The sequence below is a fragment of the Bradyrhizobium sp. USDA 3397 genome (assembly GCF_054060965.1).
Window position 1 is genome coordinate 2,055,064 of the sequence record NZ_JBSSDS010000001.1, and the last position, 13,679, is coordinate 2,068,742.

At 64.8% G+C, this 13,679-nt stretch carries 14 protein-coding genes and 2 pseudogenes; 9 read left to right on the plus strand and 7 right to left on the minus strand.

Features of this window, described 5'->3' with window-relative positions; translation table 11 throughout:
- Positions 1-135: 135 nt before the first annotated feature.
- Positions 136-1,254: a branched-chain amino acid ABC transporter substrate-binding protein gene (locus tag ACVWYQ_RS09775; RefSeq protein WP_271544874.1), complete on the plus strand. Its 1,119-nt coding sequence runs from the start codon at positions 136-138 to the stop codon at positions 1,252-1,254.
- Positions 1,255-1,362: 108 nt separating this feature from the next.
- Here the strand turns inward: ACVWYQ_RS09775 and ACVWYQ_RS09780 are convergent.
- Positions 1,363-1,748, minus strand: a pseudogene (locus ACVWYQ_RS09780) (response regulator).
- 235 nt (positions 1,749-1,983) lie between these two features.
- Here ACVWYQ_RS09780 and ACVWYQ_RS09785 point away from each other — a divergent pair.
- Genes ACVWYQ_RS09785 through ACVWYQ_RS09795 form a run of 3 tightly spaced genes read left to right on the plus strand, consistent with a single transcriptional unit; the run spans position 1,984 to position 6,112 of the window.
- The gene (locus ACVWYQ_RS09785; protein WP_404539959.1) at positions 1,984-4,797 is read left to right on the plus strand and encodes a PAS domain S-box protein; all 2,814 of its coding nucleotides are present in this window, start codon (positions 1,984-1,986) and stop codon (positions 4,795-4,797) included.
- A gap of 55 nt (positions 4,798-4,852) precedes the next feature.
- Entirely contained in the window at positions 4,853-5,851 is a 999-nt protein-coding gene (locus tag ACVWYQ_RS09790) for a P1 family peptidase (protein ID WP_404539956.1), read from the plus strand.
- Between the two features lie 48 nt (positions 5,852-5,899).
- The gene (locus ACVWYQ_RS09795) at positions 5,900-6,112 is read left to right on the plus strand and encodes a KTSC domain-containing protein (protein ID WP_404539953.1); all 213 of its coding nucleotides are present in this window, start codon (positions 5,900-5,902) and stop codon (positions 6,110-6,112) included.
- Between the two features lie 13 nt (positions 6,113-6,125).
- Here ACVWYQ_RS09795 and ACVWYQ_RS09800 read toward each other — a convergent pair whose 3' ends face one another.
- Entirely contained in the window at positions 6,126-6,878 is a 753-nt protein-coding gene (locus tag ACVWYQ_RS09800; protein ID WP_456725594.1) for an EF-hand domain-containing protein, read from the minus strand.
- Between the two features lie 253 nt (positions 6,879-7,131).
- On the opposite strand from ACVWYQ_RS09800, the gene rpe reads away from it, so the two are divergent.
- From rpe to ACVWYQ_RS09825, 5 genes are all read left to right on the plus strand, one after another.
- Entirely contained in the window at positions 7,132-7,833 is a 702-nt protein-coding gene (rpe, locus tag ACVWYQ_RS09805; RefSeq protein WP_404539947.1) for a ribulose-phosphate 3-epimerase, read from the plus strand.
- Between the two features lie 47 nt (positions 7,834-7,880).
- The gene (locus ACVWYQ_RS09810; protein WP_404539944.1) at positions 7,881-8,480 is read left to right on the plus strand and encodes a hypothetical protein; all 600 of its coding nucleotides are present in this window, start codon (positions 7,881-7,883) and stop codon (positions 8,478-8,480) included.
- Positions 8,481-8,570: 90 nt separating this feature from the next.
- Complete coding sequence (locus tag ACVWYQ_RS09815) at positions 8,571-8,711, plus strand: hypothetical protein (RefSeq protein WP_167361692.1); 141 nt, start codon at positions 8,571-8,573, stop codon at positions 8,709-8,711.
- 4 nt (positions 8,712-8,715) lie between these two features.
- Positions 8,716-8,895 (plus strand): hypothetical protein, encoded by a 180-nt coding sequence (locus tag ACVWYQ_RS09820; protein WP_157280726.1) that lies wholly within the window; start codon positions 8,716-8,718, stop codon positions 8,893-8,895.
- A 21-nt stretch (positions 8,896-8,916) separates the two neighbouring features.
- Positions 8,917-9,105, plus strand: a complete 189-nt coding sequence (locus ACVWYQ_RS09825) for a hypothetical protein (RefSeq protein ID WP_109143246.1) — start codon at positions 8,917-8,919, stop codon at positions 9,103-9,105.
- A gap of 28 nt (positions 9,106-9,133) precedes the next feature.
- Here the strand turns inward: ACVWYQ_RS09825 and ACVWYQ_RS09830 are convergent, their stop codons facing one another.
- The 5 genes and pseudogenes from ACVWYQ_RS09830 to ACVWYQ_RS09850 all read right to left on the minus strand — a co-directional run bounded on the left by ACVWYQ_RS09830 (position 9,134) and on the right by ACVWYQ_RS09850 (position 13,481).
- Positions 9,134-10,567, minus strand: coding sequence for a protein kinase domain-containing protein (locus ACVWYQ_RS09830; protein ID WP_404539940.1), 1,434 nt, complete (start codon positions 10,565-10,567; stop codon positions 9,134-9,136).
- 3 nt (positions 10,568-10,570) lie between these two features.
- The gene (locus tag ACVWYQ_RS09835) at positions 10,571-11,311 is read right to left on the minus strand and encodes a metallophosphoesterase family protein (RefSeq protein ID WP_338122542.1); all 741 of its coding nucleotides are present in this window, start codon (positions 11,309-11,311) and stop codon (positions 10,571-10,573) included.
- A 117-nt stretch (positions 11,312-11,428) separates the two neighbouring features.
- Positions 11,429-12,035: pseudogene (locus ACVWYQ_RS09840) on the minus strand (hypothetical protein).
- Positions 12,028-12,714: a hypothetical protein gene (locus tag ACVWYQ_RS09845; RefSeq protein WP_036043556.1), complete on the minus strand. Its 687-nt coding sequence runs from the start codon at positions 12,712-12,714 to the stop codon at positions 12,028-12,030. The pseudogene ACVWYQ_RS09840 and the gene ACVWYQ_RS09845 overlap by 8 nt, the downstream one beginning before the upstream one ends.
- The gene (locus tag ACVWYQ_RS09850) at positions 12,711-13,481 is read right to left on the minus strand and encodes a MotA/TolQ/ExbB proton channel family protein (RefSeq protein ID WP_404539934.1); all 771 of its coding nucleotides are present in this window, start codon (positions 13,479-13,481) and stop codon (positions 12,711-12,713) included. Before ACVWYQ_RS09850 ends, ACVWYQ_RS09845 begins: the two co-directional genes overlap by 4 nt.
- Between the last annotated feature and the right edge of the window lie 198 nt (positions 13,482-13,679).

The following is a 13,679-nucleotide window of genomic DNA, read 5'->3' on the forward strand; positions in this document are numbered from 1 at the left end:
CGAGGATGCGGCTAGATATCTTGGCGTATGCCCGTATTTTGCCGGTGACTTCTCCTCGAATTCATTCAAGAATGGCGCCGGTTTGAACCGGGCATGCCCGGCAACTTCCACAGGCGACCACCCGCGAGGTATCTCATGAAATCACTGAAGCTCATCGGTCTGGCATTCGGCGCATCGCTCGCGCTGTCGAGCGCGGCATTCGCGCAGGATGTCACCGTCGCAGTCGCAGGCCCGATGACCGGCGGCGAGTCCGCCTTCGGCCGCCAGATGAAGAACGGCGCCGAGATGGCCGTGGCCGACATCAATGCCGCCGGTGGCGTCAACGGCAAGAAGCTCGCGCTCAACGCCGAGGACGACGCCTGCGATCCGAAACAGGCCCGCTCGATCGCGGAAAAGATCGCCGGCGCCAAGATCCCGTTCGTCGCCGGCCATTTCTGCTCGTCGTCTTCGATCCCTGCCTCTGAAGCCTATGCGGACGGTAACGTCCTGCAAATCACCCCGGCTTCGACCAACCCGCTCTTCACCGAGCGCAAGCTGTGGAACGTGGCCCGGGTGTGCGGCCGCGACGACCAGCAGGGCCTGATCGCCGCGCAGTACATCGCCAAGAACTACAAGGGCAAGAACATCGCGATCCTCAACGACAAGACCACCTACGGCAAGGGTCTTGCCGACGAGACCAAGAAGGCGCTCAACAAGGCCGGCATTACCGAGAAGATGTACGAATCCTACAACAAGGGCGACAAGGACTTCAATGCGATCGTCTCGCGCCTGAAGAAGGATAATGTCGAACTCGTCTATGTCGGCGGTTACCATCAGGAAGCCGGCCTCATCCTGCGCCAGATGCGCGATCAGGGCCTGAAGACGGTGCTGATGTCGGGCGACGCGCTCGCCGACAAGGAGTACGCCTCCATCACCGGTCCCGCCGGCGAAGGCACGCTGTTCACCTTCGGTCCCGACCCGCGCAACAAGCCGACCGCGAAGAAGATCGTCGAGGCGTTCAAGGCCAAGGGCATCGATCCGGAAGGCTATACGCTCTATACCTACGCTGCGCTGCAGGTCTGGACGCAGGCGGTCAAGAAGGCCGGTACCACCGACGCCAAGAAGGTCATGGAGACCATCAAGGCCGGCAAGTGGGACACGGTGCTCGGCCCGATCGAGATTGACGCCAAGGGCGACCTCAAGCAGATCGACTATGTCGTCTACAAGTGGGACGCAAAGGGCAATTACGCCGAGCTCGGCGCCAAGGGCTCCTGATCAAGGGCTCTTGATCCAGAATGCTCTTCGGGGATCCCGATCAGCGATCCCCCGAAGGCTCCCGCCATCGCGACCACGCCCCGGCTTGCCGGGGCGTTCTTTTGCCGGTCAGACCGCGGCCGAAATCTCGCCGCCGGCCGCGGCCTGGGCCTTCCGCAGGGCCTGCAGCAGATCGTTCGGCCGAAACGACTTTTGCAGGCCGACCACGTTGGCGAGGTGGGGCGATTGGTCCATGAAATCGAGTGCCGTCATCCCGGATACCGCAATCACCGGCAGCGCCGGCGCGCGTTCGCGCAAGGCGGTGATGACGTCGACGCCGCTGGTATCACCGAGGAAGATGTCCACATTCGCCGCGTCAAAGCGGCCTTCCGCAAAGGCCTTCAGCCCCGCCGCGCCGCTTTCGGCCTCCACGACCTCGAAATGGTTGACCCGAAGCACGATCGCCACATCGCACGGACGTCCTTCTGGTCGTCGATGATGAGAACGCGGGGCATAGGGCAAACTCCCGATCTCGACATCAAAATCGCCTGTTTCAAACCTGGAACCGGCCGCGGCGGCAGGGCATTATGACACCGCCCCGTAAAGCGCCCCTTACCGATCACTGTTCCGTGCGCTCACCGAAATTAGGTAAGCTGTAACCCTCGGTTGAGTCGTAAACCGGTTCCGTTGACCACCCGCGCCCAGAACCCGCTACGATGAACGGACAGCCGGCCAATGAGACTAGCGGAGATGCTTAAGCCCACCGACTCGCGCGAGATGGACGTGCCGGCGGCGATCGACCGAAGCACATTTCTGTCGACCCTGCCGGCCACCGGGGCCGACCGCACCGCAGCATTGACGATCGTCGGTGTATCCTCGCTCCTGTTCGCCGCAGCCGTGCCCTTCGCTGGTACCCCGCTCCTGCCGGTCCCCGCCTTTGTCGCCAGCTATCAATCCGCGCTGGCCGTGAGCGACATCGTCACGGCCGTGCTGCTGCTGTCACAATTTGCGATTCTGCGGACCCGCGCGCTGCTGTGGCTCGCGGGCGGCTATCTCTTCACCGCGGCGGCGGCGCTGGTTCATGCCCTCACCTTCCCAGGGCTGTTCGCCCCGACGGGACTCCTGGGCGCGGGCCGGCAGACCACGGTGTGGCTCTACATGATCTGGCACGCCGGCTTTCCGCTCTGCGTGATGGCATATGCCTGGCTGAAGGAACAGGACGGTGGGCCCCGGATCCGCGGCGCGGTAAGCAAGGCGATTTATGCCTGCGGGCTCAGCGTGGTCGCCGCGATGGCGGTCTTCGCCTGGATCGTCACCGCGCAGCACGATCTGTTGCCGGTGCTGTTGAGCGAGGGCCGCTACACGGCAACCATGATCGGCGTCGTGTCCTTCGTGTGGTCGCTGAGCTTTGCCGCGCTGATCTCGCTCTGGTTCCGCAAGCCGCATACGGTGATCGACATCTGGCTCATGGTGGTCATGTGCGCCTGGCTGTTCGACATCGCCCTGTCGGCGATCGTCAACGTCGCGCGCTTCGATCTCGGATTCTATGCCGGCCGGCTCTACGGCCTCGCCGCGGCGACCTTCGTGCTGGCGGTGCTCCTGGTCGAGAATGTCCGCCTCCAGGCGCGTACAGTGGGCCTCGTCGGAAAGCTGCGCCAGCAATCGGCCTCGGAACGCGACTATTTCGGCAAACGCCTCGCGCTGTACGGCGCCGTGGTCGAATCCTCCAATGACGCGATCATCACCAAGTCGCTCGACGGCATCATCACCGGCTGGAACAAGGCCGCCGAAAATCTGTTCGGCTACGCCGCCGCCGAGGCCGTCGGCAAGCCGATCGACATCATCGTGCCGCCGGATCGCAAGGGCGAAATCAGAAGCATCCTCAACCAGATCGCCAGCAACGAGTCGATCGCCCAGCACGAGACGGTCCGAATCCGGAAAGACGGCCGCCCGCTCAACGTCGTCCTAAACGTCTCACCGCTGCGGACCGACGATGGAGAGATCATCGGCGCTTCCAAGATCGCCCACGACATCACCGAAGAAAAGCAGGCCAGAGAGAAGCTGCGCCGCGAGACCGAGGAACGCCAGCGCATCTTCGAGACATCGCAGGACCTGATCCTGGTCACTGACGGCTATGGCAATTTCATCCAGGTCAGCCCGAGCGTGCGGAACATTCTCGGCTACGCTCCCGAGGACATGGTCGGGCACAGCGCGACCGAATTCATCCATCCCGACGATCTCGAGAAGACGCGGAACGAGATGCGTGCAGCCCGTCGCGGCGCGGTCAAGCGCAGCTTCGAGGCGCGCTACTACCATTACGACGGTCACGACGTCACGCTGAACTGGATGGGCACGTGGTCGGAGCCGGTGAAACGCCACTTCTTCATCGGCCGCGACCTCACCGACAAGCAGGCCGCCGAAGCCCAGCTCCGGCAGGTCCAGAAAATGGACTCGATCGGCCAGTTGACTGGCGGCGTCGCGCACGACTTCAACAACGTGCTGACGGTGATCACGGGCACGATCGGCATTCTCAGCGACGCGGTCGCCGACCGGCCCGAGCTTGCCGCGATCACCAAGCTGATCGACGACGCCGCCGAGCGCGGCGCGCAGCTGACCAAGCATCTGCTCGCCTTCGCCCGCAAGCAGCCGCTCCAGCCGCGGGAGATCGACGTCAACGCACTGGTGCTCGAAGCCGCCAAGCTCTTGCATCCGACGCTCGGCGAGCAGATCACCATCATGCCGCAGCTCACCGAGGATGCCTGGCCAACGCTGGTCGACCCGGGCCAGCTCTCCACCGCGATCCTCAATCTCGCGCTGAACGCGCGCGACGCCATGCCCGAGGGCGGCACCCTGGTGCTGGAGACCCGCAACATCTTCCTCGACGACGGCTATGCCAGCATGAACCCCGACGTCGTTGCCGGCAATTACGTGATGATCGCAGTCAGCGACACCGGCAGCGGAATTCCTGCCGAGCTGATCGACCGGGTGTTCGATCCCTTCTTCACGACCAAGGAGGTCGGCAAGGGCACTGGCCTCGGCCTCAGCATGGTGTTCGGCTTCGTCAAGCAATCGGGCGGGCACATCAAGATCTACAGCGAGGAAGGCCACGGCACGAGCGTGAAGATCTACCTGCCGCGCTCGACAGGTGTGCAGGAGACCGAGTTCGAATCGCTCCAGAATGCGCCAATCACCGGCGGTAACGAGAAGATCCTGATCGTCGAGGACGATGCCTTGGTGCGGCAGTATGTCGTGACGCAGGTCAAGAGCCTCGGCTATACCGCGCTCGAGGCCGCCAACGGCGCAGAGGCGCTCAATATCATCGACAGCGACGAGACCATCGACCTGCTGTTCACCGACATCATCATGCCCGGCAACATGAACGGCCGCCAGCTGGCGGACGAAGCGCACAAGCGCCGCCCCGACCTGAAGACGCTGTTCACCTCGGGCTACACCGAGAACGCCATCGTCCATCACGGCCGGCTCGATTCCGGCGTGCTGCTGCTGGCCAAGCCCTACCGCAAGTCCGAGCTCGCCAAGATGCTGAGGACCGCGCTCGCCGGTTGAGCCTGCGGCATTGCTGCGCTATCGCATATCGCGAATTCTCAAACACGAGGCCGCCTTGAAGAACCTTCTCACCGATATCGCCGGCGTCCGGGTCGGCCACGCCGAAGATTCGAAAGTCGGTTCCGGCGCGACCGCGATCATCTTCGATTCTCCTGCGATCGCCGCGATCGACGTGCGTGGCGGCGGCCCCGGCACGCGCGAGGATGCACTGCTCGATCTCGCCAACACGGTCGAGCGCGTCGACGCCATCGCGCTGTCGGGCGGCTCGGCCTTCGGCCTCGACACCGGCGGCGGCGTGCAGGCCTGGCTCGCCGAGCAGGGCCGCGGCCACCGCGTTCGCGAAGCGCTGATCCCGATCGTGCCGGGGGCGATCCTATTCGACCTGCTCAATGGCGGCGACAAGGCCTGGGGGCGCTTCTCGCCCTATCGCGACCTCGGCTATGCCGCAGCGACTGCCGCCACCAACGCGGATTTCGCGCTTGGCAGCGCCGGCGCCGGCTTCGGCGCCACCACCGCGACGTTCAAGGGCGGGCTCGGCTCGGCATCGGCCGTGACGCCGAGCGGAATCAAGGTCGCGGCGATCGTCGCCGTCAATGCCGTGGGCAGCGTCACCGTCGGCGTTGGCCCGTGGTTCTGGGCGGCGCCGTTCGAGGTGGACGGCGAATTCGGTGGACGCGGCCTGCCGGACAAGTTCACCGAGGACATGCTCCGCATGCGCATCAAGGGCGGTCCTGCCGCGAGCGCGCGCGAGAACACCACCATCGGCGCCGTCGTGACCAACGCGGTGCTGACCAAGCCGCAGGCCAAGCGGCTGGCGATGATCGCGCATACCGGCTTCGCCCGCGCGATCTATCCGGTGCATGCGCCGACCGACGGCGACGTGCTGTTCGCCGCCGCCACCTGCGAAAAGCCGATCGAGCCGCTGGTTGGTCTCACCGAGCTCGGCACGATCGCCGCCAACGTGGTCGCCCGCGCGATCGCCCGCGGCGTCTACAGCGCGACGGCCCTACCGTTTCCGGGCGCGCAGGCGGCTTGGAAGGACCGGTTCGGCTAGAAACGAAACCGTCACCCAAGCGTTACCCGGCGGACAAGGTGTGCGGCCATGCCCTCTTCCGTGATCCGCTTCTTTTGCTATGCGCCAGATAGACGCGAGCTGAAGGTGACGTTCGTCAGCGGGCGCCTCTATGTCTATGAGGATGTTCCGCCCGAGATCGCTGCCGCGTTCAGGGATGCGCGCGCAAAAGGAACGTTCTTCAATCGCGAGATCCGCGACCGCTATGCCTGTCGTGACATCACGCACGAACCTGCCGGTTAGCTTCGGGATGGGCTCACACGCTGATCGACATCGATGAAGCTGCTGATCCCGCGCTGGCCTGCGCCTGGCGCTGCATCATCTGCCCGAACCAATCATAAGGCGAATTGCCGCCTCCTTTCGCATTCGACGAGCTGGCGGCGCCCGGCACCGTGGTCGACATCTTGAAGCCGTCGGCATAGGTGACGGTGGTGGTGGTCGAGCCGTCGGCGTTGGTCGTCGTGGTCGACGTCGAACCGCGGCTGGGTTGCGACGAGGAATCCGAGCCATCGCCCGCGCCTTCCGCGTGATCACGGCCGTGACCGCCCCTCAGCGCCTTCGTCATCTCGCCGAGATTGACGCTGCCGTCCGCATTCGCGTCCATCTTCGAAAACACGTCGTCGGCCTGGGCCAGATTGGTGCCGCCCGCGCCAAGCGCTTCCTCGAACTCGGACTTGGTGATCTTGCCGTCGCCATCCACGTCGATCCGCGAGAAGAGATCCTTCAGCGCAGCCTTCCGGCCCTTCGACGTCGAGGATGTGCCGTCGGCCGACTGGCTCTGCGCCGCGAACAGCGCATTCATCGTCTCCGCCGAGATCTGCGGATATTTACCTGCATTGACCGACGAGGTCGCGCCGGTCGTGCTGCTGCTGCCGCTGTCGATTGCGAACGGATTGGTCGGCGCGCTCTGCGAGGAGCCCGTCTTGTGCGCCGCCGACGACGATTTCGCGTTTGTCAGCGACTGGATCGCGTCGAGCGCGCTCGATACCGCACCAAGGGCGAACAACATTGCACAACTCCAACAGGATGCGGCATGCCGCGACCAATGTTCTGCGGCTGAACTCAGCAAGCGCCGTGCCATCGCGAAAAGCTCAACGATATCCGCATCCGTCGGGTCGTGCAGCCGCGGAAACATCGGCAATTCATGCCGCCGGCGGCAGAAATTTCCGCCCACAGGAAGCGCGCCCCTCCTGCATTGCCCGCCACAAGGGCCCATGTTAGGCGAGGCCATTCGTCGTCCGTCCGTCCCGGGAAAACGCGCCATGACCCAAGCTTTCGCCCCCCGCCCCCTGGCCATCGCGCCCTCGATCCTGGCCTCGGACTTCTCGAAGCTCGGCGAGGAGGTGCGCAGCGTCGACGCCGCCGGCGCCGACTGGATCCATCTCGACGTGATGGACGGGCACTTCGTTCCGAACATCTCCTACGGTCCTGACGTCATCAGGGCGATGCGCCCGCACACCAAGAAGATCTTCGACGCGCATCTGATGATCTCGCCCTGCGATCCCTATCTCGAGGCCTTCGCGAAAGCCGGCTGCGACCACATCACCGTGCACGCGGAGGCAGGTCCCCATTTGCACCGCTCGCTCCAAGCCATCCGCGCGCTCGGCAAGAAGGCCGGCGTCTCGCTCAATCCGGCGACGCCGATCAGCGCGCTCGAATACGTTCTCGACCTCGTCGACCTCGTGCTGGTGATGTCGGTCAATCCCGGCTTCGGCGGCCAGGCCTTCATCTCCTCCGCGATCGGCAAGATCCGGGACATCCGCGCGATGGTTGCGGGCCGCCCGATCGACATCGAGGTCGACGGCGGCGTCGGCCCCGATGTTGCGGGTGCGCTCGCCGCGGCCGGCGCCAACGCTTTCGTCGCGGGCACCTCGGTGTTCAAAGGCGGCACGCAGGAGGCCTACAAGACCAACATCGCCGCGATCCGCAACGCGGCACTTGGGGCACGCGGCGAGGCGATCTGAGACCATCGCGATCCGAACCGGAGCCGCGGCCGCTACGACCAAGTGGAATGGATAAACTCCGCGCCACTCCGTTTACTGCCGGCCTGCTTCGTCTTCTCGCCGAGTCCCTTCAGGATGGAGAGCAAGTGGTCTGGCAGGGGCAGCCCGACGCCATCGCCAACGCGACAATGTGGCGATTTCTCTGGTGGATCGGATTTCCCTGGTTGTTGCTGACCGTCATCGCCGTCAGCAACGATTGGATCGACCAAGCGACCCAACCTCTGGCAATGATTGGAGTTGGGATGATTGCAGCTCCGTTCGTGATGCTGCTGCAAGACCTGCAGACGCTTTATGTGATCACCGACCGCCGCGCGCTGATCGTGCGCACGGCCTGGAGCAGACGCAGCGTGAGTGCTACTTCGTTCGACGCCATGGATGAAGTATTCGAAATCCTCGACATCGGCGGCGGCGTCGGCCACCTCAACTTTGCGTCAGGGCGCTCGACCCGTTCGCCCGATGCCGACTACACCGGGCGCTATGGATTTCGCTGTGTTCGAGACGCAAGGCGCATCCGGGATATCCTCGACGATGCGCGCACCGGCAAAGTGCGTCGGCCGCACGCGGGAAGAACTGCGGCTTCCACGGGTTCTGCAAGGCGCAAACCTTAAAATTGTAGCCTTGGTCCGTACTCATCCGGACTTCACTGATTCGCGCAAATCATTGCTAGTGATTCCTGCCTGTTTTCGCGGGAGCACATCATGACGACGACCCTGGTTTGGACTGGCGTGGCGTTGTGGATTGGTTTCAGTGCGTTCGTGGTGTTCGGTCCCTCGGCCGGACCGGTCGAGGCCCCGGCACGTCCGGCCCGCAACATCCGTCGCGACCGCACCAGGGGCTGACGTCATGCAGATCGCACTCGTGAGGCGTCAGCCGAAGCGCCGGTGCCGGATTCCACGGCGCCCGCATCCGAGCCTCGATTATTTCTTCGGCCGCCTCGAGCGCGCCGATGGCACGCTGGACGACGATGCCGGGCTCGACACTTCGGACCTCGACCGTTCGCTTGGCTCGCCGCGCCGACACTAAGAACTCTTTTCCGGACCGCCCATGAAACCGCATTGCCCGAACTGCCTGAAGGAAATGACCAAGGCGTCCGCGTCGCGTAACCTGTTCAATTGCGAACCCTGCCGCGAGATCATCCAGTATTTCGGCGGCAGCGCGGATCACGGCGAGCCGGGACCGCAATTCGCCTGGCCGATCCGCCGCAAGCGCGCATTTGCCGTCCACGCGGCCTGATCCGGCCTGTAAAATCGCCCCGGCCGGCCTAACCTTCGCCGGCCTCCGGCCCGCCGACGTCCCCCGCCAATCGCGGCGGCCGCACCACGGTGACGGTGCAGCTCGCCTCCGAGGCCACCTTGGCCGATACGCTGCCGAGCAGCATGCGCCGGAACGAGCTCTGTCGCGCGCCGATGATGACATGGTCGACCTGGTTGGCCTTGGCAAACTCCAGGATCGCGGCGGCGGGATCGACCGCCTCCAGCACATGAGCCGACAGCCGGCTCTCATCCAGCTTGAGCGGCGTTGCCCAATGCCTGAGCGCGACCAGGCGATCGATATGCTTGTTGGAGCCCTGCTCGTCCAACGTCCGATCGATCGCAATCCGGTTCAGCTTCAGCACGTTGACGCAGGCAAGCCGCGCCGAGGGCAAGGTGGCGAGGATGCGCTCGGTGGTCACGCGCAGCGCCTCGTTCAGCTCCGGAGCGCCCTCCGCCGTGTCGAGCGCAACAGCAAGGATCGGGCTCGATGCGATCTGGGCTGCGACATCGGATTTCGCGCGCGGCGCCATGGCGCCCTGGTTGAAACGCCGGCGCCAGACTGTGCCGAGGGAATCGCGTTTCACCCGCTCCGAGCGCGCGGTGAGCTTGACCTGGTCCGGATAAGCGAGATCGAAGGCAAGCTGGGACGCGGTCGGATAGCGCCACACCGGCTCGATCTCCAGACAGCGCAACACCACCTCCTGAAGCCAGGGCGGACAATCCGCACGAAGCTTCCGCGGCGGATGCGGATCGCGCCACAGCCGGCGCCGCATCGCCCGCAGCGTCTCACCCTCGCCGAACGGCCGCTCGCCGGTGGTGAAGAAGTAAAGCAGCACGCCGAGCGAAAACAGATCGCTGCGCGGATCGTCACGCACCCCGAGCAGCCGCTCGGGTGCCATATAGGGCGCGGTGCCGTAAGGCAGGCGGAATTCCTCCTGCAATAGGTCCGGCAAATGGTTGTGATGCGACAGGCCGCAGTCGATCAGCACCGCCTCGCCGCTCTCGCGGACCATGATGCTGCTCGGCTTGATGTCGTGGTGGATCACGTTCTGCCGGTGCAGATCCGCAAGCGCTGTCGCGATCCTGGCGACGAGCTGGCGCGCCTCGTCATAAGGCAGCGGCAGGTCGGGGAGCCGCTTGTACAGCGTGGAACCGGGAATGCGCTCGATCACGACATAGGCTTGGCGGGCGAAATCGCCGGTGCCGAAGCAGGCCGGCACGTGCGGCCCTGCGAGCCGCGGCAGGATCATCATCTCCATCTCGAAGGAGACGATCGCGGCGGCGTCCTCGCCCTCCGACACCCGCGGGATCTTCATCAGCAAGGGCACGTCGATGCCGGGATGGGTGACGGTCCACAGCGTCGCCATGCCGCCGGCATGAACGCATTCGCCGATCGTAAAACCGTCGATCTCCGCGCCTGACTTGACCAGGGGTTTGGGCATCCGTCAGCGCCCTTGCAACAAGCGGTCGGCAAGCCAAGGCGGCAGGCCGTTGTCGCGGATCCTGCTCGCTGCGGTCTCGACGTCATAGGGCGCGCGGCAATAGGTGATCTGGCACGATTCGGTGTCGAACAGTGCGAAGGCCGCTGACGGATCGCCGTCGCGGGGCTGGCCGACCGAGCCGAGCACGGCGAGCCATTGCCGTCCGCGCAGCAGCTGCACGGGGACGTCGGACTTCGGCACGAAGCTCGTCATCTTCGCCGTCACCGACATCGAATAGAGCGCCGGCCTGTGGATGTGGCCGCAAAAGGTGACGTGGGCCCGTGTCGCAATCAGGCTCTTGGCGGCGTCCACGGTCGAGCGGACATAGTGCCAGCGCTGGGGATGCGAGGCTTCCGCATGCACGAACAGGCGGCCATCGTCCTCCACCTGCATCGGCAATTCGGCCAGAAACCGCCGCTGCGCCGTGTCGAGGCGGCCGCGGGTCCATTCGATCGCGATCTGCGCCTCGGCGTTCATCGTCTCGGCCGTGGAATTGATCGCCTGGTCATGATTGCCGCGCACCGCGACGGCGCCCTGCGCGACCAGCTCCATCGCGGTGTCCACCACCCATTCCGGATCGGCGCCATAGCCGACGAAGTCGCCGAGCAGGACGAAGCCCTCCGCGCCCTTCGCACGCGCGATCTTCAGGCAGGCCTCGAATGCCTGCCTGTTGCCATGGATATCCGAGAAGACAGCGAGAAGCACGCACCCTCCACCCTCAGATTCTTATTGGAAGCCGATAAGGCCAAATTGAGGGAGGTCAACAAGATGCGCCAGCACTGGGCCGTTTGCCAGCACTGCTCTACGATGATGGCGATGGGCCTATTGCTCGTCCTTGGGCGGCATCCGGGGCGGCGGAATCGGCGTGAACACCGCGTCCTGGGCACCGGCCGGCGGCGCAGTGAACTCGCCGGTCGAGGAATCGCCGCCGCTGGTCTCCAGGATGGTCTTCGGCGTCACATATTCTCGAACCAGGTCGATCAGGCTGCCGTCGCCGCCGCCGAAATCCGCCGCGCGCCCTCCTTGCGGATGTCCGGCCGCGATCTCGTTCTCGGCGGCGTGGGTCTTGTCGGCCAGGCGGTCATTGTACGGCACACGAAAAGCGCGCGGGATGCCGCTCGGGCGATTGTCCTCGTCCAGCGCCTCGACCCAGAGATAGATCGAGCCGGGATCGCCATCAAGCGAATGCGGCTCGACGATGCGGGCCTTCAGGAGCTTGAACGTGGTCGGCAGCCGGTCCGTGCTGGCCCAACCGAGCAGGCCGCGCATTTCCGTGAAGCTGACGATGTAGAAGGTGCTGGTCACGACCACGGCGACCGCCTTCAGCGACCAGTGCAGCCGCGCATAGACCAGAACGACCCAGCAGCAGCGCGCCGATGACGGCATACGCGACCGACAGCGTCAGGATGACCGTTTGCAGGTTACTCACGGCGTACCCTCGTAGCGTTCCTGCTCACGCCGGTCCTGGCATCGAGATCGCCGCCGTTGCGCCAGCTGCTGCGGAACGTCTCCAACAGCGATTTCGGCCGCTGATCGACATCGACGACCTTGCCTTCCGCATCGATCCGGAATCGGACCGCGGTCTTCTCGTCGCCAGTGTGGTCGAGCGTGAACTTGTTGTCGAAGATCACCTGCGCGGTCGGATTAAGCTTCTGCACCTTCACACTGGCCGTCACAGGCTCTCCGGTGGTGGCGACGAAATGCGAGACGTTCACGACGTACTCGCCGGCGAGGATGCCACGCACCGTGACGATCTCCTCGCGGATCGGCGAGGCGATCTTCTTGCCGTTGACGATGATGAAATTGTTGGCGCCACCGCGGTCGTCGCGGTCGAGCGTGAGGAAGCCGGCCTCGCGGTGGCGATACCAGGCGATGTTGCCGGCGGGATCCTGCACGAACAGGTCGAGGTCGTCGGGGTGGTTGTCCGGCCAGTCCAGCGTGATCATGAACTCCGCCTTGGAATCGATCTTGCCGTCCTTGGCGTCGGGGGAGACCGCCAGCAGCGCCAGGAAGAACAGGAAGGCGATCACCTGGAGCGCCTTGAACAGCATCACGCCCAGCGGGTCGAACGGCTCCTCGCGCGGATAGAGACCGAAATCATCCATCATGACGGCGTTCCAAAACCCTTGCGCTCCAGCACCGGCGTCACATAGGTCTCGGTCAGCACCACCGCGTCCGAGAACACCCGCTGGGTCGCGGCGTCGAGCATGTAGTACTGGATGCGGATCAGGATCGAGCCGACAAGGCCGGCCAGCGTCGTGTACATCGCGATCGCCATGCCGTCGCTCATCAAGCCCATCGAGGAGCGCATCGCGACCTTGTCGGCGGCGTCCAGCCCCGCGATCGGCGCCAGCATGATGATGAAGCCGATGATGGTGCCGAGCAGACCGAGCTTCATCAGCGTATCGGAGACGAAGGCGCCGAACCCGTTGGAGCCGCGCAAGCGATCGGCGAGATTACGTAGCAGCAGCGTCTGGTCGACCGGCCGGTAGTCCTGCGCCGCGGCTTTCGTCACCAGGCTCTGGATATGGTCGCGCACCAATCCGCGCGGCAGCACCGCCGCGCTCGCATCCAGCGCCTTGCTGCCGTCCGGTGCCGCCAGCACGGCGCGGCAGCGCCGCGCCGCGGCCCCTTCCCGCGCGATGGCCCGGGTCCGCAGGAAGCAGTGGCCGCAGGTGAGGACGTAGAGCGCCGCGATCACCGCTGAAATGTAGGTGCGGTCCGAGGTCAGCATCAGATGAATCAGGCCGAAGCGCCACAGCAGCACGACAGCGAAGATCGACAGCCCGGTGAAGATCATCCAGAACAGCAGCGCGCTGCGCTCGGATGGATCGGCAGCCTGGCTTGCGATTGGTCCAATCGTCATCGAACTCATGCTGCACCGCTCCTGGCTTGCAGGCGCCGGCCTGCAACGTGTCCTCACCGATTAGATCAAAGCCGCCGTTTCAGGTCCAAAGACCCATGCCCAATCCGGCTTGGGAAATTTGCCCGAGCTGCAATCCCTAGCGTTCCCTGCGATTGGCAAGGCACGGCGGCGTTGTTAGGCTGACCTTAGCAAACGTCGGGGGTGATC

Excerpts from the sequence above, each read along its gene's own strand:
- ACVWYQ_RS09775 (WP_271544874.1), top strand. The coding sequence starts at position 136 with ATGAAATCACTGAAGCTCATCGGTCTGGCATTCGGCGCATCGCTCGCG.
- ACVWYQ_RS09785 (WP_404539959.1), top strand. The coding sequence starts at position 1,984 with ATGCTTAAGCCCACCGACTCGCGCGAGATGGACGTGCCGGCGGCGATC.
- ACVWYQ_RS09795 (WP_404539953.1), top strand. The coding sequence starts at position 5,900 with ATGCCCTCTTCCGTGATCCGCTTCTTTTGCTATGCGCCAGATAGACGC.
- ACVWYQ_RS09800 (WP_456725594.1), bottom strand. The coding sequence starts at position 6,878 with ATGTTGTTCGCCCTTGGTGCGGTATCGAGCGCGCTCGACGCGATCCAG.
- rpe (WP_404539947.1), top strand. The coding sequence starts at position 7,132 with ATGACCCAAGCTTTCGCCCCCCGCCCCCTGGCCATCGCGCCCTCGATC.
- ACVWYQ_RS09810 (WP_404539944.1), top strand. The coding sequence starts at position 7,881 with ATGGATAAACTCCGCGCCACTCCGTTTACTGCCGGCCTGCTTCGTCTT.
- ACVWYQ_RS09815 (WP_167361692.1), top strand. The coding sequence starts at position 8,571 with ATGACGACGACCCTGGTTTGGACTGGCGTGGCGTTGTGGATTGGTTTC.
- ACVWYQ_RS09820 (WP_157280726.1), top strand. The coding sequence starts at position 8,716 with ATGCAGATCGCACTCGTGAGGCGTCAGCCGAAGCGCCGGTGCCGGATT.
- ACVWYQ_RS09825 (WP_109143246.1), top strand. The coding sequence starts at position 8,917 with ATGAAACCGCATTGCCCGAACTGCCTGAAGGAAATGACCAAGGCGTCC.
- ACVWYQ_RS09830 (WP_404539940.1), bottom strand. The coding sequence starts at position 10,567 with ATGCCCAAACCCCTGGTCAAGTCAGGCGCGGAGATCGACGGTTTTACG.
- ACVWYQ_RS09845 (WP_036043556.1), bottom strand. The coding sequence starts at position 12,714 with ATGATGGATGATTTCGGTCTCTATCCGCGCGAGGAGCCGTTCGACCCG.
- ACVWYQ_RS09850 (WP_404539934.1), bottom strand. The coding sequence starts at position 13,481 with ATGAGTTCGATGACGATTGGACCAATCGCAAGCCAGGCTGCCGATCCA.